This window comes from Fangia hongkongensis FSC776 = DSM 21703 (assembly GCF_000379445.1).
Classification (GTDB): Bacteria; Pseudomonadota; Gammaproteobacteria; order Francisellales; family Francisellaceae; genus Fangia; species Fangia hongkongensis.
Window position 1 is genome coordinate 40,323 of sequence record NZ_KB902273.1, and the last position, 26,104, is coordinate 66,426.

The window sequence follows — 26,104 nt, forward strand, 5'->3', positions numbered from 1 at the left end:
TTTAGCTATACTTCCTTGAGTGACTCATCCACAATCTGAATGATTTTATCAACATCTTCTTTTGTTAAAATAAGCGGCGGTAAAAAACGAAGTGTCGCAGAATGACGACCACCGAGTTCAATAATAAGCCCCTTTTGAAAACATAATTTTTTAATGCTCATGGCCTTTTGTCCATCAGCAGGAAAACTGCCAATACCATCTGCCTTTTGCTTATAATCGATAACTTCCATGCCAAGCATAAGTCCTTCTCCTCGCACATCACCGATTAGTTTATGCTTTGATTTAAGCTCAATAAGCTTTGATTTAAAATAACAACCAACTGATCTCACTTGTGCTAGAAACTCAGGTTTTCGCACTTCTTTTAATGTTGCAAGCCCTGCTGCCATAGCAAGTGTATTGCCTCTAAAGGTGCCTGCATGCGCACCCGGCTGCCAAAGATCAAGCTTCTTTTTATAAATCACAACCGATATCGGTAAACCGCCGCCTATCGCTTTGGATAGCACAATCACATCTGGTGTGATGTTGGCTCTTTCAAAAGCATACAAATACCCTGTTCTGCCAATACCCGTTTGCACTTCATCAACAACAAGCGGAATATCATGTGCCTTTGCGAGATTCGCTATTGCTTGAAGCCAGCTGATCGGTGGGACAATAACACCGCCCTCACCTTGAATGGGTTCTAAGATAATTGCTGCAGGTTTAACAATGCCACTTTCTGGATCTGATAACATCCGTGAAATCATTTCAATATTGACAGCGATGCTATTATCACCTTGCAGCCCAAATGGGCAGCGATAAGCATAAGGATAAGGCAAAAAGTGCACAGATGGCATAAGCGCAGATAGATTCTGCTTAGGCGCAATATTACCCATCATTGCCAATGTTCCATGTGTCATGCCATGATAAGCACCGTGAAAAGCAAGAATATTCTCTCTGTTTGTTGCTGTCTTACAAAGCTTAATTGCCGCCTCAACAGCATCTGCTCCTGTTGGTGAGCAAAACTGTATCTTTACATCACCATGGTAAGCCTCTGGCAAGCTATCTAATAGCTCTAGCATAAAAGCATGTTTTTCATAAGTGAGTAAATCTAGAGTATGAAGCGGTGTGCTTTTTTGTAAGACACTTTCAATAGCTTCTAATACTTTTGGATGATTATGCCCTAGCGCTAAAGAGCCTGCACCGCCTAAGGCATCGATATATTTTTTGCCTGTGATATCAGTCAGATAAATGCCCTTTGCCTTATCAATAACAAATGGATTTTTGCGTGGATAACTTCTCGCATTGGACTCCCAGCTTGCCTGATCTCCCAATAATAGCTTCATCATATCCGCTTTTGCTGAGATGCTATCTGTCAAATCATTCCTTGGTTTTGTATCTTCCATTACCTATTCCTAGTCAATGTACTTAACCTAAGCTCAATTTTGAAAAGCCCGGGTTAGTTAATGTTCATGATGACAAAATTACACTTGTGCTTATAAGCACATATAAACAAAATACGCTCATAAATGACCGATATAACTTAAAGTTTAATATTAATCATCACACCCTCTACCTAATGAACAATATGATATTGATAATTAATATCATTATCAATAGTTTATGACAATTAATTTATCCTGAATGATTAGAAACGTTGGAAAATAATCCCTGATTGATATACATTCAAATCAACAAAGTGTCACAATCTATAAGGATTAACATGTACAAAGTCTATTTGCTAGAGCAATCACGAGGTTATCGCATTCCTTGGGTTCTCTCACTATTGAACCTTGAATATGAAGTAGAGGAAATTAAAAGAACCCCTGAGTTTCAAGCACCTGAGTCTTTAAAAGAGGTTCACCCACTGGGAAAATCGCCAATTTTGGAGCATCAGAATAAAGCATATGTCGAAAGTGGTGCGGTGATTGAGTTTTTAACAAATAATCATGATAAAGAAGATCACTATAGCAGTAGCGCCTATGATTATCTTTTCTGGCTTCACTACGCTGAAGGCTCGCTTATGTCACTGTTGCTATCAAAGTATCTTTTTATCAAACTCAAATCACAAAAAGTGCCTTTCTTTGTAAAACCAATTATTAAAGCCATTTGTCAAAAGATGGATAGCCGATTCTTCAACAAAAACTTTGCAGCTCACCTTGGCTTTATCAATGATTCACTAGAAGGTAAGCGGTATATTTTTGAAGACAGGTTCACGGCTGCTGACATTCAAATGCATATGCCTTTAAAACTAATAAGCTCAAGGTTTGATGCAAGTATGAACTATCAAAATATTACTGACTATGTCGCTCAAATTGAAGCGCATCCAAGCTTTAGCAGAATGAAAGAAAAATTAGGGGATTTTAATTTTATTTAACAAGCTTCTGTGCAAAAACTATTGCTCAATCACATCTTTATAAATGCCAGAAGAAGCTGTTTTTTTCTGACTTGCTTGCATATTACTACTTGATTGCTTTGAAGTATGCATTGTTGTTAACCACTTATTGATTGCATCAACATCCTGATAAGATAAAACACCTGCAACCTGCTTCAGTGTCAATAAGTCATTAATATAAGCATATTTTGCTTGTGAATACTGCTGCTGTGCTTCAAATAATTGCTGCTGCTGTCTTAGTAAATCAACAATGGTACTGGTTCCAACTTCATAGCTTGCTTTCATTGCATCGACGGAAGCTTGTGCTGAAATCACCGCCTGCTTATAGGCTTCAACTTGCGAAATATCTGTAATCACATTCAAATAAGCGGTTTTAAGTGAGCTTTCAGTTGCACGCTCAGCCTCAAGTAGATTATAACGAGCCGCCTCTTTGTTATACTGAGACTGCTTCACTGTTGCATAATCAGCGCCACCATTTAATACATTCCAAGCTACCGTCACATTGGCATATGCCGTATTTGAGCCTGCTGTATTATTTGGATTTTGATAATTGAGCGTTCTTGTTGCATTGGCGTTCAGTGTCGCATTTGGAATAAATAAACCCCATGCTGCACTAACTCCTGCCTCAGAAGACTGTAGTAGATACTGGCTTTGCACAACAGATAGGTTTTGTTTTAAGGCAATATTTAACCACTCTTTCATGCTGGCTGGTTTTGGCTTATCAAAAGGAAACTTATCACTTAACTTTTGCACACTAGAGATTTTTTGACCTGTAATCTGTGCCAAACTAGCATATGCCGTTGCTAAATCATTTTCAGCTTGCACCGTAGATGCAACCGACTGTTCATACTGCGCTTTAGTTGCTTGCACATCGGTAATAGCGGCTAAACCAACTTTATATTTCTCTTCATTTTGGTTTAAAAGCTCTTTGTTCCAAGACTCATTGGCACGTGCATAAGCTAAGTTATCCTGCTGCTGTAAGATCTCAAAATACGCCTGTGATGTATTTAATATTAAATTTTGTTGTGCTTCAGCAAAGCTAATTGCATCTGCTTTTGCTTGATACACAGAATAGCTATACCCACCCCAAGCAGACCAGTTAAATAAAGCCTGAGCGACAGTAACACTTGGCGCTTGAGTAAAGTATTTTGTGCGTTTTTCAAGTCCGGTTGTTGAATCAGTCCCAGGTGCTGAGGTATAGTTTCCTTGACCCACATAGCCCACATCAACAATTGGCAATAGTTGACCCAACGCAATAGGTACATTTTGCTGTGTTGATTGGAATGTTGCCTCTGAAGCCATATAACTTGCGTTATTTTTCTTAGCAAGCTGATAGACATCTGAGAGATTTTGTGCACTTTGAGCGCTTTTCTCAACTGGCGTATGAGCATAGGCACTGATCCCAAATGCCATGCTGATGATAACCGTTGCTAACTTTTTCATATATCTTCCTAAGTTTTCAATATTAAAATGCAAATGCTTCAGGTGTTTGAGCGACTTTATTTACCTTCGTATAAAGATCAAAAATACACTTTTTCTCCAAGGTAGCACCTTGTTTTTTTGTGACCAATACAGCAGTAATATAATCTACCTTATCAACAAAATATAACAGTCGACCATTAGGCGACAACTGATCAATATACGCATCTGGTGAACTCAATTGTGTCTCTCTAAGCACAATAACATCATAGTGTGCTTTTGATTCAATTTCTTTGGCGTGCTGATACTTGATATTATAAATAGCCAATGACTTTAAACGATGCTTTACATGGTTGATCATATCCTCATGGATATCATATAGCTCAATCATCGATGCAAGTTTGGCCATAAGTGCAGTCAAATAACCACATCCAATGCCAACCTGTAACACTGTATCTGAGTGTTTAAGCGCTACCGCTTGCAGGATTTGCGTCACTGTTTTTGGCGTGAAGGCATATCGGCCATGATTCACAGGAATATCCAGCTCAGAATATGCCAGTGCCTTCATATCTTTTGGCACAAAAAGCTCTCTTGGTATCTGAATCATCGCATCCAGCATCTTGCCATAAGGCACACCCAATATACGAACCTGCTGCTTGATCATGTTTTCCTTTGCGTATTCTAAATCTACAGCCTCTGTCAAAGTCTCACTCATTTGCTTCTCTAAAATTTTATTTACTCATAAGCCGTATCGAGCATAAAAATACCCGTACTCACTCTAATATCACCACATTATGCTCAGCTACAGCTAAAATTGCCATCTCTTTTTATATCGCAAAATGATTACGATTGGCATTAAAACAATTTGAACAAGCCTTGTTCATCATTCTAAACCCTAATGTCAGGATATTCAAATACTGTCAAAGCAGTTACAGAAAAAACATTGCTGTTCTTGCAAAACTTTAGGTGCTCTAACTACAATGAAATGAAAAGTAGCTATTGATATAACCGACACGCCATGTTTAAAAACACCAACATTTATGGTGTATAGCTGTCATCAAAGCAAGCAAATTAAAGTACATGAAGGTAAGTATGATTAATTTAAGCGAAGTGTAAAAAGGAGAGAGCCATGCATAGTCAACTTAAAATTATTGTTAATAAAGATAAGCCAGTTTATAGCGTTTCAGACAGTGATACATTAATTACTGCGGCAAAGAAAATGGCCGAGCACCGAGTCGGATCACTACTGGTTATCTCACAAGGAAAGCTTCAAGGAATTATCACCGAGCGTGATTTTTTATTTAAAGCCTCAGCAAAGCTTAAAGATTTAACGACAACAACGGTTAAAGAAATCATGAGTGATCATATTATTAGCATGAAAGATAGCCATACTGCACAAGAGGCATTGCAGCTGATGACTGAAAAGCGGATTCGACATTTGCCTGTTTATGATGACAAAAATAAATTTCTAGGGCTTCTATCCATTGGGGATTTAACGAAATGGGCAAGTTCACGCTATCATGAAAAGCATGATGAAGTTGAAAATTTAGTGAATTATATTCAACAGTGAAACCTTATGCATCATTTTGAGATACGCAAGGCTCTTGAGCCTTTAAAAATGCCCTCACACGTTTCACAAGCAATAAAATAATTGATGTAATGATCAAAGACGACAAAAATGGATAGCTTTGTACTAGTAATGGAATAATAGCAAGTCCTGTAGCAGTATGTTCATTCAAGGCAATGATTTTTATCGAACTTTCACTATAGCTCACAACAGGTAATATACCGCTTAAAGCAAATGTGAATAATAAACAAACATGTCGCAATTTTCTACTCCCTGAACACCAAACCAACACTAACTACATGGCAATTATAGCAAATAATTGTAGGATATTAACTATATATATTTGTATTTTTTCCTATATATTTCATTTATATCTCTATAGAAATATGTCTTTTTCCTACGCAGTGCTGCTGATAATTGATCCTAACAACCAATTTGTGATACCCTTGGCAAAATTTTTAGCGCATTAAACTAACACTTACATGAAAGAAAACTGGGAATCTGCAGAACATATTAGCGCACCTCCGCCAAGTGACTCAATATATTGGCTTACAGAGGTAAAAAAACTGGGCAATGCGCTGAGCAATTACTTTTGCGATCTAAAGCTAAAGAAATTAGCACACCTGCATACACAACTTAAAGCACATGAGCAAACGCTACTTGATACAACAGAAACTGAAGCCTTTGTGCGTTTAATCTCACACCATCAAAATTATCGAAATATTGTCCTCGGACGAACAGTTATTCCTGAGTCAACCTATAGGCAATACAAATCTACTTTTGACAATTTAGATAATGTTTCTATTGGTGATAGCTTTTTATTTCAAAAAGAAGGGGTCAATAGAAGTGACTTTTATCTTCGCCAATATAGTGCCGATGAAGTAAATGCGCTTTTTCAAGATACCAGTAAAGTTTCCAGTTGCGTATGGGCGCGCGCTTCCGTATTTTGTATTGATCAAAAGTATAAACTTATTATTGAGGAGTTTTTCCTTGAATTTCCACCCAAAAGAGACGATTAAATGAAGGCATATTGGTATTTAATGCGCCTTCACAGACCCATTCCTATTCTCATTATCCTTTGGCCTACCCTCTGGGCTTTATTTGCAGCTACTCAAACGCATCTGCCAAGCATTAAACACTTGATTATCTTTGTTGTTGGTGTTGTTTTGATGCGCACCGCAGGCTGTGTATTTAATGACATTCTGGATAAGGATTTTGATTTTAAAGTAAAGCGAACAAGCACAAGGCCCATTACCACAGGGGAGGTTTCTGTTAAATCTGCCTTAACGCTTGGCATTATATTATTGGTTATTGCCTTTATTTTGGTGCTCTTTCTAAATCTACTGACTATCTTGCTATCGTTTGTGGCGCTCATACTCGCGCTCACTTATCCGCTTTTTAAGCGCTTTTTTGCCCTACCACAACTTGCACTTGGCCTTGCCTTTAATTTTGGTGTCATTATGGCATATAGTGCCGAGTTAAACACTGTGCCAACCGCCGCTTGGCTTATGTATATTGCTTGTATTTTCTGGACGCTTTCCTATGACACAATGTATGCACTGGCCGATAAAATCTATGATCAAGAGCTGGGGCTTCACTCATCAGCACTTAGCTTTGGTAAACATGTAACCCTCGCTATTACAATCTGCCAAACTATGATGCTTATTTTTCTTGTAAGCTTTGCTTACACTCAAAGCTATAATCTTATTTTTTATCTGGCGCTAATTCTATGTATCTACTTTTTTTATTACCAATATAAGCTTTGGAAACAAGATACGATTAAAGATTGTATTTCTGCCTTTTCCCATAATCACTGGGTGGGTCTTGTGATATTTATTGCCATCTTGCTGCAGTGACTATTTTTTAAATAAATCAGAATGCGAACCTGTTCTAGCTAACCTCGAAAGCCCAAATTGGACCAGAGTTGAGGTACGTACACTGAGGGGCTACATCTAAATTGGAAATGATTTTATCTGTTGTTCATACTCTTGCTGACAATCGTTGAGTGATAGCTTTGAGTATATTTCTAAAGATTTTCTGCTTTCATGCCCTGAGTAAGGTTGTATTAAGGCATCATCTACACCTTTTTTCTTCATCCAAGTAAACAAGAAATGTCTCAATTTATGAGGAGATATTGCATGCTCAAGTCCTGCCTCATCTGAATATTTTTCTAAAATCTTACGTATTCCTCTGTCTGAATACGGTTTTTTCCAGTTTGATTCGAATAAATAAACTGCCTTTTCCTTACGCACACTATCAATATGTACAGCTAATACTTCAGTAAAATGCTTAGGGAAAGGCACAACTCTGTCTTTGTTTCCTTTTCCTTGATTAACCCTAATTTGACAACGATCCAAGTCTACATCTGATATCTTTATGTTAATTAATTCAGATACTCGAACGCCTGTATATAATAGTGTTTTCACTATAACAACGTATTTCATGTTCTTAGACTGCCAAACAACCTTATAGTACTGACTAATTTCTTCTTCAGTAGGCACATAAGGCAATCTTTTTGGCTCCGATTTATTAACTTTTATATTTAACTCTTGACGAATGTGTCTAAAAAGCTCTTTTAGGTAGTTATAATCTGGATTATCTTTTTTAAGCTGTTTTGAGAACTGTTTTGCTCTTTCTCTTACAGGTGTTCGTTGATTGTTCATTATGCACTGCCTCATCCAATATATTGTTGTCAAAATTAATGCGCTTATCAAAATTAATTAGAAATAAACCACATGGATGGATATGTGTTAAATTACAGGCAACTGTTGCTGCCTCTCCCCAAACTTCGAGGTCTCTGATTTCTAATACTTTATCGACTACTGTACGAATCGCATTTCTAACATTTATCTTGTTGATCAATCTTGCCTTCACATAGCCTAAATATCTTGGAATGTTCGGCTCACTTGCACTTGTAAATCTTATGTAGGTTTTAAAGTAACCTAACATAACTGCAAATAGCAGCAGGTTTCTATCACCTTTTTTTGATCGACATGACATACTATCATCATCAGACAAAAGCTTATCTTTGTTCATCAAATAAGTTCCTATTATTACGGGTGTCGGTAGCAAATATATGCGAGATTCTGCAATATCAGGCAAATTCTATATCAGGAAACAAGCTATAACAATAAAAAGTACAAATAAATATTTTTTAGGAACTTATATCTTTAGTGCCTCTTTCATGTTATGGTGTGACCGCTATATAGCAATATCGCTGTATACTTACAAATCAATTTAAGAGATATAAAATTATGAATACTAAACTACAAGGTACTGTAAAATTCTTCAATGATTCAAAAGGTTTTGGTTTTATTAAGCCTGATAATGGTGATAGAGATGTGTTTGTACACTCATCAAAGCTAAATGCCACTGGAGGAACATTGCAGGAAGATCAAACGGTACTATTTGAAACTCAACAAGGACAAAAAGGATTAGAAGCTTTTAATGTTGAGTTGTTATAATGCCTCGCATTAGAATTGATGATCGCAAACCTTTTGATATCTCCTTAAGGCAATTTAAACGAGCATGTGAAAAGGCTGGAATTGTCAAAGAAATGCGTGAAAGACAACATTATGTCAAACCTACAGAACAAAGAAAAATAGCTAAAAGAGCTGCGATTAAACGCGCTAGAAAGAATGCACGAAATGTATTTTCTAGAGCATTTCGCTAAATGCATAATCGCTTTTTTCATCCGCGCTATTATAGTGGCTGGCTACTGGTTTTTTGTTTAAAGTCCTTTGTTCGATTGCCCTATAAATGGCAAATGAAGGCAGGAAGATTCATCGGCAGAAAATTTTATAAGCTTGCCAAGCGCCGTTATAAAATAACCTATCGTAACCTTCAATTATGCTTTCCAGAGAAATCGACAATAGAGCTCCAAAAATTATGCCAGCAATCATTTGAAGCTCTTTGTATGTCCGGAATTGAAACTGTTATTGCATGGTTTATGCCCGATAAAAAGTTTCAGAAAATTTATTTAGAGAAGCAATTTTCTCAGGATTTTATTAATCATGACCCTAGTCAGGCCATGATATTACTTGGTAGCCATTTCAGCTGTATGGAGATAATGGGCAGGTTAATGGCAACTAACCTAAATAACTTCAATGTAAGCTTTATTTACCAAAAGCATAAATCTGATTTTTTTGAGTACATCATGACTTCTTCCCGCAGCCGTTATGCCAAGCTCTGTATTCAGCGTAAAAATGTGTTCTCTATTATTAAGAACCTGTTAAGAGGTGAGACCATTTGGTATGCACCTGACCAGGACTTTGGTAACGAAAGAACCTTGTTTGTTCCCTTTTTTAAAATTCCTTGTGCAACGCTAACTGCTACAAGCTGGTTAGCAAAAAACGGTAAGAGTGATGTGATACCATGCTATTACTTAAGAAAGAAAGATTTGTCAGGTTATGAAATCCATATGATGTCAAAATGGCATAACTTTCCATCAGGCAATGACTATGATGACGCTGAACGATATAATCAATTTCTAGAAAAGATAATTTTAAGCAACCCAGATCAATATTTATGGCAGCATAGAAGATTTAAAACTAGACCCAATGGGGAAGAAAACCTTTATCAGTAAGGTATGTTTAAATGTAGCTCTTCAGCGTATGTATCTTAATACTAGCCCTCAATCACCTTTTTTAAATCTTTCTTAAACTATGGAGAAACCTCCAATTTAAGCCCCGCTTATGTCAATATGTTTACATTGAAATTGTAAAACAAATGCATTACATTTTTAACTTAATATGAATATTTGCCATAAACCACTTTTGAAAATCTAGCTTATTGACTACATTGTGTAATATCAAATTTTTGGAGAGAAAGTATGCTTGATGCCGTTATTTTAGTTTTAAGTAGTTGGAAAGATATTAGCCAACAAGTTGATCACTTTGCCAAAACGCAAAAACAAGTTTGTGTTGCGCTTGAGCACCATGACATGTCACTGAACCCACTAAATCGCCCCTATATTGATAGCATGATGTCAAAATACCAGTTCATTAATATGGATCAAAATGATCATAAGTACAGCGAATATCGTAAGCAAACAGCGAAGTTTGATTACAAGTGCGAAAGTATGGTGATTATTAGTGGTGATAAAAAATGGGTAGAACACGCGGTTAAATACCCAATTGATAAAATGCCAACTATTGGCATCGTTATTAAGCAAACATCTCCAGCAAAACATTCTTGATTTTGCTCTGCGTTGATTGATGCATTGCACCTAGTTTTTTTATCATCCTTAATTGATCGAGAATAATAAACCCTTCCTTTTTATTAAACTGACATCTAATTCTTGTTGGTGCATCAAACCCATTTGAGGTTAAAGGTGCAATGACCACTGTAAAAAGCCTATATGCTGGTATACAATAAGGCAAAATTAAGGTAATTCTTTGTAAGGAACTATAATGAATAACGAATTTTATACACATTTAGAAAGTCAAATTGAAGCCATTAAAGAGGCTGGAACCTATAAAGCTGAACGCATTATCAACTCACCACAATCCTCTGATATCACACTTAAAAATGGCGAACATGTCATTAATTTTTGTGCCAATAATTACCTTGGGCTTGCTGATAATACTGACCTTGTTGCCTCTGCAAAAAATGCCCTTGATCAATATGGTTATGGCGCTGCTTCTGTTCGTTTTATCTGTGGCACACAAACACCTCACAGAGAATTGGAAGCGTTAATCAGTCAATATTTAAAAATGGAAGAAACGATTGTATTTCCATCATGTTTTGATGCCAATGGTGGTGTGTTTGAGTCAATCTTAACTGCCGAAGATGCAGTGATTAGTGATCAGCTGAACCACGCCAGTATCATCGATGGCGTGCGCTTATGTAAAGCCATGCGTTTTCGCTATAAAAATAATGATATGACAGATTTAGAAACACAGCTTAAAGCCGCCGATCAGAAAGGGGCTAGATTTAAGCTTATTGTCACAGATGGTGTCTTTTCGATGGATGGCATTATTGCAAACTTAGAAGGAGTTTGTGATTTAGCAGATAAATATAATGCACTTGTTATGGTGGATGATTCTCACGCCACTGGATTTATTGGTGAACAAGGTCGTGGAACCCCTAGTTTTTGCGGTGTTGAAGGACGTGTGGATATTATCACAAGCACACTTGGAAAAGCGCTTGGCGGTGCATCAGGTGGATTTGTGGCTGCGCGGTCACCTGTTGCTGAAATGCTAAAACAAAAGGCGCGCCCTTATTTGTTTTCAAATGCTTTAGCACCGATGATCGCAGCAACCTCAATGGAAGCAATTAAACTTGCAATGCAATCTGATGATAGGCGTCAAAGGCTCCAAGAGAATCAAAAACACTTTCGATCTGAAATGACAAAAGCAGGGTTTGATTTGATTCCGGGCGAACACCCCATTATTCCTGTGATGCTATATGATGAAAAAACTGCCTCTATCATGGCAGATAAGCTTTTAGAGAAAGGCATTTATGTGATTGCATTTTCTTACCCAGTTGTCCCTAAAGGCTTAGCACGTATTCGTACACAAATGTCAGCGGCACATACCAAAGCGCAAATTGATCAAACAGTGAAAGCCTTTATCGACGTTGGTAAAGAAATGAATATTATTTAGGTTTGACAGAATGAAAGCACTATCCAAGCTAAAAAGAGAGCCTGGCATTTGGATGAATGAGATTCCAAAGCCAACAATCGGACATAATGATGTTCTTATTAAAATCAAAAAAACGGCAATTTGCGGCACTGATTTACATATTTACCTCTGGGATCAATGGGCACAAGACACTATTCCTGTTCCCATGGCAGTAGGACATGAGTTTGTTGGTGAAATCGTTGAGATAGGCTGTGAAGTCAAAGGCTTTCAAGTCGGTGACCGTGTGTCAGGTGAAGGGCATATTACTTGTGGGTTTTGCCGAAACTGCCGCGCTGGGACACGCCATCTTTGCAGAAACACTATTGGTGTGGGTGTGAATAGGCAAGGTGCCTTTGCTGAGTATCTATCACTGCCCGCTGAAAACACTTTTAAACTGCCTGATTATGTCTCTGATGATATTGCCAGTATGTTTGATCCATTTGGTAACGCAGTACACACAGCTTTGTCTTTTGATCTCATTGGGGAAGATGTTCTTATCACAGGCGCAGGCCCTATTGGTATTATGGCTGTTGCCATTGCAAAACATGTTGGTGCACACCGTGTTGTCATTAGTGATATTAACCCCTATCGATTAAATCTCGCCCAAAAAATGGGCGCAGATGTTGCCTTAAATGTCTCAAGCTGTAAAACCACTGAAGATCAGGTAGCGCTATTAAAAGAAACTATGAGTAGCCTTGGCATGAGCGAGGGTTTTGACGTTGGTATGGAGATGTCTGGTCATCCATCTGCCATCAGTGCCATGGTTAAAACCATGAATAATGGCGGGAAAATTGCCATGCTTGGCATCTCAGCGGGTGATATCAGTATTCCATGGAATGATATTGTCTTTAAAGGACTCCACTTAAAAGGCATCTATGGACGCGAGATTTATGAGACATGGTACAAGATGACCAGTATGGTAGGAAGCGGATTGGATGTTTCGCCTGTAATTACTCACAAACTCCCTGTAGATGAGTATCTAAAAGGATTTGAGCTGATGAAATCAGGTCAATGTGCTAAGGTTATTTTAGACTGGGAAAGTTAATCAAGCGGCGGCGGTTCATTGATTAACAACCAAAAAGCACCTATTTCTTTAATTGCTAAAGCAAACTGTGAAAAATCAACTGGCTTTACAACATAGGCATTAATTCCTAGATTATAAGCCTCATAGAGATCTTGCTCTTCTTTAGAGGAAGTTAGCATTACAACGGGCAAAAGACGAAATGGCTCTGATTTTTTAAGCTCCTTTAGCACATCTAACCCATTTAATTTAGGCATTTTAATATCTAAAATAATCAGTTCAGGCATCCCTTTTTCTCTATTTTGATATTCACCTTGGTAATGTAAATAATCCAATACTTCCGTACCATCTTTTACCCAATCAATCGTATTGAGAATATTATTCTCCTTTAGGCTTCTTATTGTTAGATCTGCATCACATGGATCATCTTCTGCCAATAAGATAGGTTTGATTTTTCTATCTTTCACTCACTCTCTCCTCTAAAATTAAATAGCATCACTGTCTAGATCACGAACCGGTAGTGTAAAATAAAACTCAGCACCCTTATTTTCCGACCCTTTTGCCCACACTCTACCACCATGTCTTGCAATGATTCTCTGTACATTTGCAAGTCCAATGCCAGTGCCTTCAAATTCATCAGCACCATGCAGTCTTTGAAAAACACCAAATATTTTATCAACATATTTTTGATCAAAGCCCACCCCATTATCCTTGATCATAAACTCATAAAAATTGCCCTTTTCTTGATAGCCTATCTGAATACAACTAATGCCATTTTTGCTACTGAATTTAAGTGCATTAGAGATAAGATTCTGCCAAACAAGATACATCATAGATCTATCACACTTGATAATTGGCAGATTAGCGATATCCCATAACACTGTACTTTTATTCTTATTTGATGAAAGCTCATCTTTAAGCTCATTAACCATTTGATTCAAATCAACCTCTTCTTTTTCAAGTGCAAAACGCCCTGCACGTGAAAAAGCCAAAAGCCCATCGATAAGATCCCCCATTTTCGTCGCCTCTAATTTGATAATATCCATGAACTTAAACACATCCCTTTCATCCAGATGAATACGCTCTAATGTTGTATTGAGTAAATTAATATAACCAATAATATGGCGAAGTGGCGCACGCAAATCATGCGATACAGAATAACTGAAACTCTCAAGCTCTTTATTAGAAACCTCTAGCTCATTGCTTTGTGCTTGCAGCACCTCTTGAGAGCGTTTTCTTTCACTCACATCCTTGAAGGTTATTAGCACACCTTGCACCTTAGATGTACCTTGCCAGATTGGACTAATCGTTACATCAGCAAAAAAGCTACTACCGTCTTTGCAAACAATCACCGTATCATCTTCACGTATTGTTTCCCCTTGATGCACCACACTTGCAATAAGCCTCTTTCTCTCCTCTTGCTGCTTTTGGCTGAGTGCAATCATTTCAATCAAATTTTGATTGATCATGCTTTTTTCTTTAATTTTTAATAACTCATGCGCTGCTTTATTAAAAAAGGTAAGCTTATGCTCTAGATCAATCGCACAAACGCCATCAGCAACCGCACTTAGAATTTCTTTTGCTGTTCGTTCATTTTGGAGCAATTTTTGCCATATATACATAAGAAGCGCAGCAAGAAAAGAGAGTAAAAATCCAGCAACCAAGGTAAAAACAGATGTATAAGAGCTTTCTCGTTTGATGGTTTCAGCTGAAGGCCAAAGTGTAAAGCTTAAATCAGCCCCTAAAGTTTTTATCGTTTCTTGCGCATAAATATCATCAAATTTCACACCATGATCGTATTTAAAACCTGATAATGCGCCTGAGAAGTTGTTATCATAATGTATTTGTATGTAATAATTATTTTTAATCAATGCTTGCACAAGTGGCGTAATATCCACAATAGCAATAAAAAAGCCATCGAATTTGCCATTAACATGTAAAGGAAGATAAATCGGCATATTCACAGTATTGGTATTAAGTGTTTCCCATTTGCCGAAAATAATTGACGCATTAGAGTCTAATGTATCTTTTGCCATGACAAAGGTTGTATACTTATCGATGCTCTTTGTTTGATTATGCCCTTTTTTAACAAACCACTTTTTTTTATCATCTGGGCTTATCCAGATAAGTGCACTTAGACTTTTAAAATCCTCTACATAACTTCTAGCATCTTGATACCAAAGTACCTTATCTGTCTTTGACTGCTGCCATCTTTGCTGCATACGAATAAGCGCCTGTTGCTGCAAGTCTAAATATTGCGTGATTTCCTCTCCAATAACCTCGCCTGATTGTTTTATATCCCTTTGTAGTATTTCATACTCTTTATTGGACTCTATTTGCCAGATTAAGGTGAAAATTACCACACCAATAAAGAAAATAATCAATGATTTTCTTGCACTTACTGCACTGATTTTTGCTTGTTGTTGTGCAGGGATTGAGCTTGCAATATAGGCTGCCAAACCAAAGATAATAAACCCCAAAGAGGTATGTACTGCCATCCTTGTCATTGCACCCCAACCATAAGCAAATGAAATGCCTATAAGATAACCAAAAAAAGCAATTGCCCCCAGCACGATAACTAAAAGCGCTAACATTGCACTTAAAATGCTTTTTTCAGCTGTGTCTAAACGGAGCGTACTTGCCATAAGAAGAAACAAGCTAGATAAGGTAAAACAAAGCGCTGTATTAGGTGCCATTCTACCTGGGTGGGACGTCTGTACATCAATATAGTGTGTCATAAAAATCTGGTCAATACCTAAGTTCACCTGAGCGATATATTCCACCAAAGTTAATAAGGCAATAATAAGTACAATGAGCGCAACAAGTGCTGAGATTCGCTCTCTGTGATATAACAAACACATCAAAGAGACCGCCAACAATAAAAAACAAAGTGCTGTATTGTACTGCATAGGTACAAAAAAAGGCATCACTTGAATCAATGTGATTGAATGCGAATACCAGCCGATAATAACAAAAATACCCAAAAGTAACACGATAAAAGAGAGCAAAAACACACTATAAAACTTTAATTTTACCCTTTTTTCCATGAAATTTATTTCATTAATACTTAATCAATGTATTAAGCATAGATAATTTTTATATTTTTTGATAAATCAATTTAAACTTCTATGCTTAAAGAACAACAAATAAAGCATTAATCTTGAAATATGGATAAACACCCACACCCCATCCTTCTTATTGAAGATGATAAGCTTGATGCCGATTTAGTTAAACTCACACTCTTACAGGCAAATATAAATAACGAGCTTTTATGGATAGATAAAGCACCCAAGGCACTTGAGTACCTTCAAGTCAGTGATAGCAATGCCCCTTGTCTTTTGATATTAGACAACAAAATGCCAAAAATGACCGGTATTGAGCTATTACAAACCATCAGAAAAGAAAATATTCATAATGAGCTGCCTATCATTATGCTGACTTCATTTAAAGAAGATGAGGCCATGTTTCAAGCTTATAATTTGGGTATCAGTGCTTATATCAACAAACCATTTGCTCTGGCTGATTTTAATAATGCAATCAAGGAAATTCCAAGCTTAAATTTTTATTTATTGTAGTTCACATTAGTCTCGATATAACTGAAAACTAACAAGCTTTTCATTAAGTGTTTTTAAATTCATGAGCAAACTTAAAATACGCTGATATTTTCGTGCCACTACCTCATCATGTTCTTTCATATTACCATTTTCAAACATCGGCTTGATTGAATACTCTATTTGTACAATCGATCGAAACATCTCACGCCCATGCTTTTTGGCAATCTCTACAAGTTGAGTGATGTAGCTTTTATTGAGCATCTTTTTCTTTTTAACATAGCCTTGCACTTCTTGTACTTCAACAGATAAGCGATTCACAACATCAATTGCACTTTCAATTGCTTTTTCAATTGCATTGATATGGTTGTCAATATTCTCGACATTTTTTAACTTAACCAACGTGATCTCAGAGTAACCCAACAAACCTGCAAGCTGGTTATTAATATCATGACCAAGTTTGCGAATCTTATTGCCATTTTCCATAATTTTGCCAGCTAAGCCTTCAGTATCTTCTACTTCTAGGCCATTATATTGCTCAATCACCTCCATAATTGCATCTTGTTTGAGAGGCTTAGAAAAATAATATCCCTGAGCATAGGTACACTTCCACTCTTTGAGCAAAGCCACTTCTTCTTCTTTTTCAACGCCTTCAGCAATAGCAACAATCCCAAGCTGCTTGGTCAACTCCAAAACCGCATGAACAATTTGCATTGCATTAGAATCTTCGATCATATTGACAATAAAAGCTCGGTCAATTTTAACACTATCAAAGCTCATCTCTCTTAATCGCGCCAAAGAAGAATAGCCTGTACCAAAATCATCAATAGAAATACCAAACCCAAGCGCTCTTAGCTTATCAATGGTTTTTTTAATTAATTGATGGTTTTCCATCGCTGTGGTTTCTGTTAGCTCAATGTGAATTTGAAATGCCTCTAGTTGATACTCATCAAGCGCTTTTTCCAACATATTAATAAATCCATCGTGCATTAAATCCAGCACTGAGAAATTAATAGCAACAGGCGGTGGCTTTTTATCATTATCAAGCCATAAGCGTATGGTTTGGCACACAAACTTCAATACCAGTTTACTAATTGATAGAATATGCCCTGAGTTCTCTGCAATCGAAATAAACTCATCCGGTGGGATATGTGCTTTTAGCATCGAGCTATCCCAACGAATAAGTGCTTCTAAATACGCTACTTCATGGGTATTTAAGTCAATAATCGGCTGATAGACCATATAAAACTCTTCAGCCTTAATTGCTAAAGACAATGCTGCCTCAACATCATGGAAGCGCTTTTGTGCATCATCAATGTCTTTTGCATAAAAATTAAACTGATTTTTGCCTCGCTCCTTGGCCTGATAAAGCGCAAGGTCCGCATGTTTCATAATCTCAGCAAATGACATCTCCATTCGATAGTCATAGGCTGCTACCCCCATACTAACTGTAACATGAATCTGCTTCCCTGAGAGTAAATAATCATCCGAAAGTGTCTGAATAATTCTTCTTGCAACAGAAGCGGTTGCAGCAATAGAATCTGGGTCAGTTAACATGATTGCAAACTCATCCCCACCTAAGCGCGCATAAACATCCATGCCTCTCAAGGTTTTTTGCAACCGATTTGCAACCTCTTTTAATAATAAATCACCGACATCATGACCATAAGTATCATTAATGCGCTTAAAATCATCAATATCCAACAATCCAACGTGAAAGCTCTTTTTCAAGCGTTTTGCCCGTGAAATTTGCTTATGAAGTGCATCCTCAAAGTACATCCTATTTGGAATTTGTGTTAAAAAATCATAGTATGATGCCTTTTTCAAAGCTTCAATCGCACGCTCACTTGTCTGAATAGCTGCTGTTTCAGAAATTTCTAAAAAGCCTCCTTCTGTTTCAGGCGCATAAACTGCTTCAATATTTTTTGTTTGCAAATTTTTAAAAAACTGGCGATATTTACGCTCCGAAGTTAACAGTTTAACAAAGGCATCGTGGCGTTTAATCACTTGAAATAGAATAAATTTTAGAATCTCTTTATTTAAATATTTATCATCCAAATAAAGTGATAGCCCTGCATTATAAAGTGCTTGCACCTCATCTTTCGAGATACACTCTTTCACAACTAATAATAAAACGGGAACATGTACCGTGTTTTCAATGTATGATTGTAATGTTCCAAGTGAAAAAGCTGACAGCTCATCAAAACAAAATAAAACGGCACTTGTGCTATTAGCAATCAAATGTCCCATTTCATCAAATGTCTCTGCAAAGTAGCTTTCAAATTGATAAGTGTCTGTTCGAGCTAAGGCTTGCTGCAACTTTTTACGGCAATTTGCCTGATCATAGATCAAAATTTCAAAGGTTTCACTTTCTTTAATCTTTTTCTTATTCGCCATAATGTGTATCCAGTCTTGTCATTAGCACATCGCTACACACAAATTCAAATACCAACATAAAATCTCCATGTAGATTATCAGAGATAACTCTATAAGTTAAAAACACCTCCCAAACCTCCGCCTTTCTTTCACCTTTAGCATATTTTTTAACGTCTTTTTGCAGTTTATGATGGTTAAATGCTTGATTTTCAAGCTTGCTCAATACAGGTGTTTCCGCCAACGAGGAAAGCTTTAGTCTCTTTGTAAGCGCAAAAAGAAAATTGCCAATAAAAATGCTTGCTACCTCCTCAAGGGAAGATTTTGCCAGTGGAGAGAGGGGAGCTTTTAACTCTGGTTTATGAAGCAACTTAGCTGCAAGATTACAAGCTAATGCTTCATCTAACATAAAAAAAGCCTGCCCTTTAAGCTCACCTGTTATTTTCGATTGCATTAAATATAATAAACTAGATGACATATCACGCTCAACTTTCTGCACAGAACTTACATCCAAGGTAACAAGTTGGCCAATAAGACAAGAAAGCTCCTGTGCTACATGATAAGATGCATCACGCACCATCACCATCAAATAACTATGGTCTATTTCATGCATTTCCCCCTCCTTTTCCTACTTCAAGCAGATGACAAATTACTTGTAAAAATGCCTTTTTTTGGTAGGGTTTTTGCAAAAATGCAATCTGTCTATCTTTTAAAAGTGTCTCCATTTCATCAGTTTTGTCATAACCACTTAACAGTAAAATAGGTAGATTTTTTTTAGATTGATGTATTTTTTCTATCACTTCAAGACCTGATAGCTCTGGCATCATAAAATCCGTAATCACAAGATCAATGCTGTTTTTATTAAGTTCAAACGCCTCCATCAGCGCTTTGCCCGTTTTAGCATGTAATATGTTAACCTCAGGCACAGCTTTATTTAGGATATCTGTTGACAAATCTAGTAGTAATTTTTCATCATCAGCAATCAGCACAGTTTTAAGTTTAGCAAGGGGAGTCAAATCTACTTTATCACTTATACTCTCATCTGCTATCTCTACTTTAGCAGGAAGGTAAATATGAAATAAAGTTCCCACACCTGGCTCAGAATAAACACGAATTTCTCCTTGATGGTTTTTAATGATTCCATACACCATGGATAACCCAAGACCTGTACCTTTTCCTACTTCTTTTGTTGTATAAAAAGGCTCAAACATTTTTTGGATCACCTCTTTAGACATCCCAATACCGCTATCGCTAATGCTAATATCAATATAAGCGCCAATAGACAACATCGTATTTACCTGACAAAAGCTCTCATCAGCATAGATATTGCTTGTAGTAAATTGCAGATGTCCACCCTCTGGCATCGCATCTTTCGCATTTACCGCAATATTCATCAACACTTGTGAAATTTGCCCGCTATCTCCTTCAATTGGCCATAAGTCCTCTTGTAGTTTGCAATCAATCTTAATATTTTTATTCAGCACACTTTTTAGAATTAACAAGGTCTCCTCAATCATCGTATTGGCATTTAATACACTGCGTTCATACTGGCCTTTTCGCGCAAAACCAAGAAGCTGTTTTGTTAAACCTGAAGCTTTTTGTGATGAAGATGAAATCGCTTGAACATGTTTTAAAAGCTTTTCATCTTTGAGCTTTAACAACAAAAGATCCGCATGTCCCATAATACCCATAAGAAGATTATTAAAATCATGTGCAACCCCACCTGCAAGCTTACCAATGGACTCTAGCTTTTGTGCCTGCATCAGCTGCTCTTTGGTTTCTTTAAGCTCACTGATATCCTGCGCAGCGCAAATAATAGCAGGGCTAAGGGTGCTTTTGTTTATGGTTGTGCAAGTGAAAAGAACTGAAATATGCTTTTTATCTTTGCTGATAAGCTCAGTTTCAATTGTATGATCTTCAGTACTTAACAGCACTTCTTGTATCTTATCTTTTTGTGTGCCCGCATCTAGTAAACTAAAGATATTTTCACCCACAAGCTCCGTTTCAGAAAAGTTAAGTTTATTGAGCGCCGTTTGATTAATCATCGTCATATTGAGCTCTTTATCAAGCACAAATAAAAAGCTATTCACACTAGAGAAAATGGCTTCCAAAAACTGCTGAGAGCTTAATAATTTCTCTTGTGCTTTCTCAAGTTCAGCGGTCCTTGCTTTAACACGCATATCAAGTGTTTCATTGAGCTTTCTAAGCTCATTTTGTGTATGTTTTTCTGATTTAGCATATCTCTGTAACACCCAAAAAATCACAAACCAAATAAGGATCAGTACAATAAGTCCAATTATCATAATGCTAAGCATCAAATGAAACTGCGACTCTATCTTATCTTGTTTATCCTTTGCTATTGATTGAATTTGGTTTAAAAGCTCCTCCATTCCATCAGCATAAATACGCTTTTGTTTTTGATATTCAGTGCTAAATAAGATTGCTTTGGCTTCATTTAAATTATTATTTTTAACCAATGAAAATGCTTCATTTTCCATTGAAATAAGTGCTTGGTTGGCCTTATCTGTTTCTGAAATAGACTCTTTATCTTTATCTTTATCTTTATCTTTATCTTTATCTTTATCTTTATAAGCTTGCTCTAGCACATAAGATGCCTTTGAAAGCGCACTATCTAACTTTGTTTCATATTCCCTATAACGAGCTTCCCAACTTAAATCTCCAGTAAATGCAGCCATTCTTGCTGAATTGGTCAACACCTCATCATAGGCTAAAATTTCACCTCTTAAGGCAATCAAATCCAAACCTTCTGACTTTCGCTCATTAATACTCTGAATCCATGATAAATAACTATTCATTGATTGGGAATATTCTGCTGAGTGTAAAAGATTAAAGGCCTTAGTTTTATCTCCCTTTTGGGCTAAGTTAATAATTTCATCATACTGCATTAAAGCATGCTTCAGTGCGACTAAAGCCCCTTTTCCTTGTACATATAAATAACGCTCTTTGTTAAATTCTCTTAATAATGCTTCATTCTCTTGAATGAGTTTATTTTTGTATTTTTCAAAACGTAGCTTCCACTTCTCCTCTCCACTTGCTACATAAAGCAAACTAGAGAGATAAACCACTTCATTAAAGTGCTCACTTGCAGAGAGCTTATTTTCAATAGCAGTTTGCTTAGATAAATCCTCTAAATGGTGGCCTTGTTCATCATAGAAATATAATATAAAGCCTAAAAAAGCAATGATCGTTAATAGCACACCAAATAGCAAGCTTCCATAAGATAGCGGCTTTAAACGCCGATTGTAGTTCATATTGCCTCCCTTTGAAAAGCATTTGCCTTTGTAAGCAGCTTTTTGCTATCAATCACTAATGCAAATTCACCAGAGTGCACCATGCTGACACCCGAAAATACACTCGTGTTGACGATAAGCTTATGAAGTGGCTTTACAAGCACTTCGTTAATTGTTAAACACTGCTCTACTACAATTCCAATAAATTGATTATTTATCTTTATAATAACAATAGACCAAAACATCCCATCTTGCTTCCGAGGCATTGAAAATAGATCGCAAAGCAGTAAAAGCGGGATGAATAAGACATCATATTTTGCATAGTATTGATCACCTTTTTTGACAATATCTGTAATGGGAATTTTAGCCAGCTGCCAGATATCTCTAGCAGGAAAAAAATAATATTGATGATTTTGTTTAACCATCAGTACTTTTAACAATGCCATTGTTGTCGGTAAAGTTAAAATAAATTGACAAAATTGACCTTTTTTAAATGCAATTGTCACATTCCCTGCAATAGATTGTATGCTACTTTTGACAATGCCAAGCCCAACACCTCTGCCATGCACTTCATCCACTTTCTCTGCTGTACTCATACGATCAAATAAATGATCAATGAGCTCTTTTTCTGTCAATTTTTCTGTATTTTTGTGGTATTTAGCCTTAAGTTTTTGGATATCAATTCCTTGCCCATCATCAATCACAGCGACTTTTACAGCATCTTGATCATAATATGCTTTAAGTGTGATGAGACCTACTTTATTTTTACCTTGAGATACTCTAGTCTCTGGAGGCTCTATCCCATGAGCAATGGCATTTCTCACAAGATGAACTAAGCATTCACTAATGACATCAAAAAGCATATGATCCACCCGAACCTCACCACCAATAAGCTCAAGCTCAATCTCTTTATTGTATAATTTTGCAAGTTCTCTCACTGTACGCTTAAATGGCAAAAAGACCTCTATAAGCGGCCTCATTCTAAGCTGAAATACACTCTCTCGTAATCTCTTTGCTAAGCCTAGGGTTTCCAAAGAGCCTACATCAGCTTGCAAATTAGCTGAAACACCCTCACTTTCAAGCATGACAAAAAGCTTCTGTGACAGTGCAAGAATGCTATCTAAATCCTTTAGTGAGATAGTAATCTCTTTATGAGAGTCACGTTCTTTTAGCGATTTATTTAAAAGATAATCTCTTGCCTGATCCAGCTTATCGCTATCTTGGCTATCGATTATCTCTAAAAACTGCTTTACATATATTGGTTCTTTTTCATCTCTAATAAGTGATAAATCTTCTTGGAAAAAATCACAAATCAACAGCAGTTTCTCGATTAAAAAGGAGGATGGTAGTTTTTTTGGCTCAAGATTATTAAGATCATCTTCAATCTTGTGAAAGGCTTTTTCAATTGCACGATAGCCCATCATGCTTGAGATACCTTTTAACGTATGAGCATGATGAAATAGCTTATTAATAATATTAGCATCAAATTTTTCCTCAAGCGAAAGTACCAAAGACTCAAATGCACTAATATGCGCCTTTGACTCACGAAGATAGTCTTCTTTATATTTTCGCTGATCGATCATAAACTAAGAGAGATACTTAGTGATTTTTCTCATCACCACCGTTGATTCAAAAGGCTTGATTAAATAATCAGTTGCCCCCTTCTCTCGACACTCTTCAACGATATCTTCCTGACCAATGGAGCTAATCATGATCACAGGGATATCTTCATTATCTTCTCTTACTTTCTCCAAAATAGAAATGCCTGCTAAAATCTCCCCGGGGAAAATAATATCCAAAAGGATCATATCTGGTTGCCCTTCGCGGTACTGAGCGAGTGCTTCACCTGCATTTTCAGCCTCAATTAGGTCATAATTATCACTTAAAATATCACTTAGCACTTTTCTCATAAAAAGAGAGTCATCCACAATGAGAATCTTCCTTTTTTTTGTCATTTTAAATACTCCTTCTTACTTAACACTTGATACAACAAATATTTATCGCTTGAATTAAGTTAATTCTACTCACTTTTCTTATTCTCTTTTCACTTGAAGCGCTTTTAATAGCCTCTCAAGGTTTATTAACTTTATCTTTGTTCTTTGATGGGTGATATATCCATCAATATATTGATGCGCATTAGCAGTGCCATTTCTCCCTTTCTCTGAAGATAAAGAAGAAACATTTATCACTTGTAGCACTTTATCAACGGTAAATGCATAGTATTCATCTGATAGTAAATAAACCAAAGCGTAGTTATTTGGATTTATATTACTATCACGCTTTAATATAAGCTGATAAAGATCAACAACCAAAAGCGCCTCGCCTCTTAACTCAGAAAGCCCAAGAACATAACGCTCGACAAGAGGAATCTTCATCACAAAAGGCAAAGGCATTATCTCTAAAACACGCTTGCTATCTAAGGCAAAAATCTCACTACCTAAACGAAAGATAATTGCTGACAGCTCTTTTTTATTCTCAAAGCCTTTAGCGCGTTTTGTTTGTTTTTCCACGTTCACCTCTATCTTCTTTTAATAGCTCCTGACCGTGATCAGCATTCTCCTTCGCCACCTTATCAATACGCACCATCTCCGTCGCAATGGCTTGTGTGCCTTTTCGTTGTAATTTAATCTCTTTTACCAGTAGTTTTACTTCTTCTGAGACAACTTTTGTATTTTCCGCGGCAAGCTTCACTCGCTTTGAAATATCTTGAGCCACTTTGCCTATCGCATTAGCAGAAGCCTTTGAGCTTTCAGAGAGCTTCCTGACCTCTTCAGCAATCACAGAGAAACCTCGACCAGCCTCACCGGCTCTTGCCGCCTCAATTGCTGCGTTTAGTGCAAGTATATTAGTCTTTTCAGCAATACTCGTTAGGGTATCGACAATATCTGAAATCTTCTCTGTCGCCACATCGGCAGCTTTGGCACTTTTTGCAGTAGAGATTGCCTTCGTGGAAGCAAGTGTAGTTGCGCTAAGCACTCGCTCAAAGCGCACAACCATTTCATCAATTAAAATGAGGGATTTTTCACTGCGTTTAAGCTGTTCTTTAGCACCGGTTGCAAGCAGGCTGGCAAGTCCCTCTAAATGTGTATTTGCTTTTTTCAGTGCAGTAATATCCCTTGCTGCGGCAAATGCACCAATTACTTTCCCTGATTGGTCTCGATACAATGAGGCATTATATATCACCTCTGTCATCTCACCATGCACGCTTTTAATGATTAATGGAAAGTCTTTAATATTCCCTTTTTCAAATACATGACGATAAGCACTTTGTGCTTTTTTAGGCTCGGTAAAATAAAGGGCAAAATTGCTCCCAATCAAATCCTCTCGTGCAACGCCTGTAACTTTTACCATTGCCTGATTGGTATCTGTGATCTTGCCCTGTGGATTGATGGTTAGAAGTGGGTCTAAAGAAGCTTCAATCAAAGAGCGGGCATAATCAGAGCTGTAAAAATATTCCTCTTTCCCACTTAGCTTATCAGTTTTGCCTGATGTAGATTTGGGTGAGTTAATTACAGCCTTTGATTGATCCGATCTAGGTGATTTTCGGTTCATTATTTACCCTGTTACATTGCAATGAATTTTAGATATCTATAAACATAGCACTGCAAGTGGGTTTCTTCCATTTTCTGTGCTATTCGTATCCTCTCATTTGACAACCAGCAGCTTCATTAATAAGATAAACGCATCAATTTACGGGTATTTGAGGGATGATATGCACTTTTTTTCTAAACACTTACATGAGGTGAATGAGAGTTATTTTCAACATCTAAAAGAAGCTGCTTACTGTGGCGGATTAATGATTATTGCAGGTATTGCCTGTACAATTCATGCTATTTTTCCATTTTTATTACAAAAAACTGCCTCTAAAATCCTACAGAAATTACAAACACGCTTTACCAAAAGAAACCGCTTGGATGAGGTATAAAAT

The 26,104-nt window shown here is 36.9% G+C and carries 27 protein-coding genes; 12 read left to right on the plus strand and 15 right to left on the minus strand.

The window, feature by feature from the left end:
- Positions 1–5 precede the first annotated feature (5 nt).
- Positions 6–1,382 carry a diaminobutyrate--2-oxoglutarate transaminase family protein gene (locus A37Q_RS0112435; protein ID WP_018300611.1) on the minus strand — a complete coding sequence of 459 codons (1,377 nt, stop codon included), beginning with the start codon at positions 1,380–1,382 and terminating at the stop codon, positions 6–8.
- Between the two features lie 317 nt (positions 1,383–1,699).
- Between A37Q_RS0112435 and A37Q_RS0112440 the strand changes: the two genes are divergently transcribed.
- Complete coding sequence (locus tag A37Q_RS0112440) at positions 1,700–2,353, plus strand: glutathione S-transferase (protein WP_018300612.1); 654 nt, start codon at positions 1,700–1,702, stop codon at positions 2,351–2,353.
- A gap of 18 nt (positions 2,354–2,371) precedes the next feature.
- Here A37Q_RS0112440 and A37Q_RS0112445 read toward each other — a convergent pair whose 3' ends face one another.
- Entirely contained in the window at positions 2,372–3,814 is a 1,443-nt protein-coding gene (locus A37Q_RS0112445; RefSeq protein WP_018300613.1) for a TolC family outer membrane protein, read from the minus strand.
- 22 nt (positions 3,815–3,836) lie between these two features.
- Positions 3,837–4,505, minus strand: coding sequence for a protein-L-isoaspartate O-methyltransferase family protein (locus A37Q_RS0112450; protein WP_018300614.1), 669 nt, complete (start codon positions 4,503–4,505; stop codon positions 3,837–3,839).
- 414 nt (positions 4,506–4,919) lie between these two features.
- Between A37Q_RS0112450 and A37Q_RS0112455 the strand changes: the two genes are divergently transcribed.
- Positions 4,920–5,360, plus strand: coding sequence for a CBS domain-containing protein (locus A37Q_RS0112455; protein ID WP_018300615.1), 441 nt, complete (start codon positions 4,920–4,922; stop codon positions 5,358–5,360).
- Positions 5,361–5,364: 4 nt separating this feature from the next.
- Here A37Q_RS0112455 and A37Q_RS0112460 read toward each other — a convergent pair whose 3' ends face one another.
- Positions 5,365–5,619 (minus strand): hypothetical protein, encoded by a 255-nt coding sequence (locus A37Q_RS0112460; RefSeq protein ID WP_018300616.1) that lies wholly within the window; start codon positions 5,617–5,619, stop codon positions 5,365–5,367.
- A 220-nt stretch (positions 5,620–5,839) separates the two neighbouring features.
- On the opposite strand from A37Q_RS0112460, the gene A37Q_RS0112465 reads away from it, so the two are divergent.
- Together A37Q_RS0112465 and ubiA are read left to right on the plus strand one after the other, a co-directional pair.
- The gene (locus tag A37Q_RS0112465; RefSeq protein WP_018300617.1) at positions 5,840–6,376 is read left to right on the plus strand and encodes a chorismate--pyruvate lyase family protein; all 537 of its coding nucleotides are present in this window, start codon (positions 5,840–5,842) and stop codon (positions 6,374–6,376) included.
- Complete coding sequence (ubiA, locus tag A37Q_RS0112470; RefSeq protein WP_018300618.1) at positions 6,377–7,213, plus strand: 4-hydroxybenzoate octaprenyltransferase; 837 nt, start codon at positions 6,377–6,379, stop codon at positions 7,211–7,213.
- A gap of 96 nt (positions 7,214–7,309) precedes the next feature.
- Here ubiA and A37Q_RS0112475 read toward each other — a convergent pair whose 3' ends face one another.
- Together A37Q_RS0112475 and A37Q_RS0112480 are read right to left on the minus strand one after the other, a co-directional pair.
- On the minus strand, positions 7,310–8,020 hold the full coding sequence (locus A37Q_RS0112475; RefSeq protein WP_018300619.1) for a tyrosine-type recombinase/integrase: 711 nt from the start codon (positions 8,018–8,020) through the stop codon (positions 7,310–7,312).
- Positions 7,962–8,393, minus strand: coding sequence for a DUF4158 domain-containing protein (locus A37Q_RS0112480; protein WP_018300620.1), 432 nt, complete (start codon positions 8,391–8,393; stop codon positions 7,962–7,964). Before A37Q_RS0112480 ends, A37Q_RS0112475 begins: the two co-directional genes overlap by 59 nt.
- A gap of 218 nt (positions 8,394–8,611) precedes the next feature.
- Between A37Q_RS0112480 and A37Q_RS0112485 the strand changes: the two genes are divergently transcribed.
- The 6 genes from A37Q_RS0112485 (at position 8,612) to tdh (ending at position 13,025) form a co-directional block, all read left to right on the plus strand.
- Entirely contained in the window at positions 8,612–8,821 is a 210-nt protein-coding gene (locus tag A37Q_RS0112485) for a cold-shock protein (RefSeq protein WP_018300621.1), read from the plus strand.
- Positions 8,821–9,030, plus strand: coding sequence for a 30S ribosomal protein S21 (gene rpsU, locus A37Q_RS0112490; RefSeq protein WP_018300622.1), 210 nt, complete (start codon positions 8,821–8,823; stop codon positions 9,028–9,030). The genes A37Q_RS0112485 and rpsU overlap by 1 nt, the downstream gene beginning before the upstream one ends.
- Positions 9,031–9,942, plus strand: coding sequence for an LpxL/LpxP family acyltransferase (locus A37Q_RS0112495; protein ID WP_018300623.1), 912 nt, complete (start codon positions 9,031–9,033; stop codon positions 9,940–9,942).
- Positions 9,943–10,188: 246 nt separating this feature from the next.
- On the plus strand, positions 10,189–10,554 hold the full coding sequence (locus A37Q_RS0112500) for a hypothetical protein (RefSeq protein WP_018300624.1): 366 nt from the start codon (positions 10,189–10,191) through the stop codon (positions 10,552–10,554).
- 214 nt (positions 10,555–10,768) lie between these two features.
- On the plus strand, positions 10,769–11,962 hold the full coding sequence (locus A37Q_RS0112510; RefSeq protein WP_018300626.1) for a glycine C-acetyltransferase: 1,194 nt from the start codon (positions 10,769–10,771) through the stop codon (positions 11,960–11,962).
- Between the two features lie 10 nt (positions 11,963–11,972).
- A complete protein-coding gene (gene tdh, locus A37Q_RS0112515; RefSeq protein ID WP_018300627.1) occupies positions 11,973–13,025 on the plus strand; it encodes an L-threonine 3-dehydrogenase in 1,053 nt (350 codons plus the stop codon).
- Here tdh and A37Q_RS0112520 read toward each other — a convergent pair.
- Positions 13,022–13,468 carry a response regulator gene (locus tag A37Q_RS0112520; RefSeq protein WP_018300628.1) on the minus strand — a complete coding sequence of 149 codons (447 nt, stop codon included), beginning with the start codon at positions 13,466–13,468 and terminating at the stop codon, positions 13,022–13,024. The two genes, tdh and A37Q_RS0112520, sit on opposite strands and share 4 nt — an antisense overlap.
- An 18-nt stretch (positions 13,469–13,486) precedes the next feature.
- Complete coding sequence (locus A37Q_RS15980; RefSeq protein WP_018300629.1) at positions 13,487–16,048, minus strand: sensor histidine kinase; 2,562 nt, start codon at positions 16,046–16,048, stop codon at positions 13,487–13,489.
- A 120-nt stretch (positions 16,049–16,168) separates the two neighbouring features.
- On the opposite strand from A37Q_RS15980, the gene A37Q_RS0112530 reads away from it, so the two are divergent.
- Positions 16,169–16,576: a response regulator gene (locus A37Q_RS0112530; RefSeq protein WP_018300630.1), complete on the plus strand. Its 408-nt coding sequence runs from the start codon at positions 16,169–16,171 to the stop codon at positions 16,574–16,576.
- A 6-nt stretch (positions 16,577–16,582) separates the two neighbouring features.
- Here A37Q_RS0112530 and A37Q_RS15985 read toward each other — a convergent pair whose 3' ends face one another.
- From A37Q_RS15985 to A37Q_RS0112565, 7 genes are all read right to left on the minus strand, one after another.
- Complete coding sequence (locus tag A37Q_RS15985; RefSeq protein ID WP_018300631.1) at positions 16,583–18,949, minus strand: putative bifunctional diguanylate cyclase/phosphodiesterase; 2,367 nt, start codon at positions 18,947–18,949, stop codon at positions 16,583–16,585.
- Entirely contained in the window at positions 18,939–19,538 is a 600-nt protein-coding gene (locus A37Q_RS0112540; RefSeq protein WP_018300632.1) for a hypothetical protein, read from the minus strand. Before A37Q_RS0112540 ends, A37Q_RS15985 begins: the two co-directional genes overlap by 11 nt.
- On the minus strand, positions 19,531–22,197 hold the full coding sequence (locus A37Q_RS0112545; RefSeq protein ID WP_018300633.1) for a hybrid sensor histidine kinase/response regulator: 2,667 nt from the start codon (positions 22,195–22,197) through the stop codon (positions 19,531–19,533). The genes A37Q_RS0112540 and A37Q_RS0112545 overlap by 8 nt, the downstream gene beginning before the upstream one ends.
- Positions 22,194–23,759, minus strand: coding sequence for a chemotaxis protein CheA (locus A37Q_RS0112550; RefSeq protein ID WP_018300634.1), 1,566 nt, complete (start codon positions 23,757–23,759; stop codon positions 22,194–22,196). Before A37Q_RS0112550 ends, A37Q_RS0112545 begins: the two co-directional genes overlap by 4 nt.
- A gap of 3 nt (positions 23,760–23,762) precedes the next feature.
- On the minus strand, positions 23,763–24,131 hold the full coding sequence (locus A37Q_RS0112555) for a response regulator (protein ID WP_018300635.1): 369 nt from the start codon (positions 24,129–24,131) through the stop codon (positions 23,763–23,765).
- Positions 24,132–24,209: 78 nt separating this feature from the next.
- Positions 24,210–24,686, minus strand: a complete 477-nt coding sequence (locus A37Q_RS0112560) for a chemotaxis protein CheW (RefSeq protein ID WP_018300636.1) — start codon at positions 24,684–24,686, stop codon at positions 24,210–24,212.
- Positions 24,661–25,728 carry a methyl-accepting chemotaxis protein gene (locus A37Q_RS0112565; protein WP_018300637.1) on the minus strand — a complete coding sequence of 356 codons (1,068 nt, stop codon included), beginning with the start codon at positions 25,726–25,728 and terminating at the stop codon, positions 24,661–24,663. The genes A37Q_RS0112560 and A37Q_RS0112565 overlap by 26 nt, the downstream gene beginning before the upstream one ends.
- A gap of 160 nt (positions 25,729–25,888) precedes the next feature.
- Here A37Q_RS0112565 and A37Q_RS0112570 point away from each other — a divergent pair, with 160 nt between their 5' ends.
- Positions 25,889–26,101, plus strand: coding sequence for a DUF6356 family protein (locus tag A37Q_RS0112570; RefSeq protein ID WP_018300638.1), 213 nt, complete (start codon positions 25,889–25,891; stop codon positions 26,099–26,101).
- Positions 26,102–26,104 lie beyond the last annotated feature (3 nt).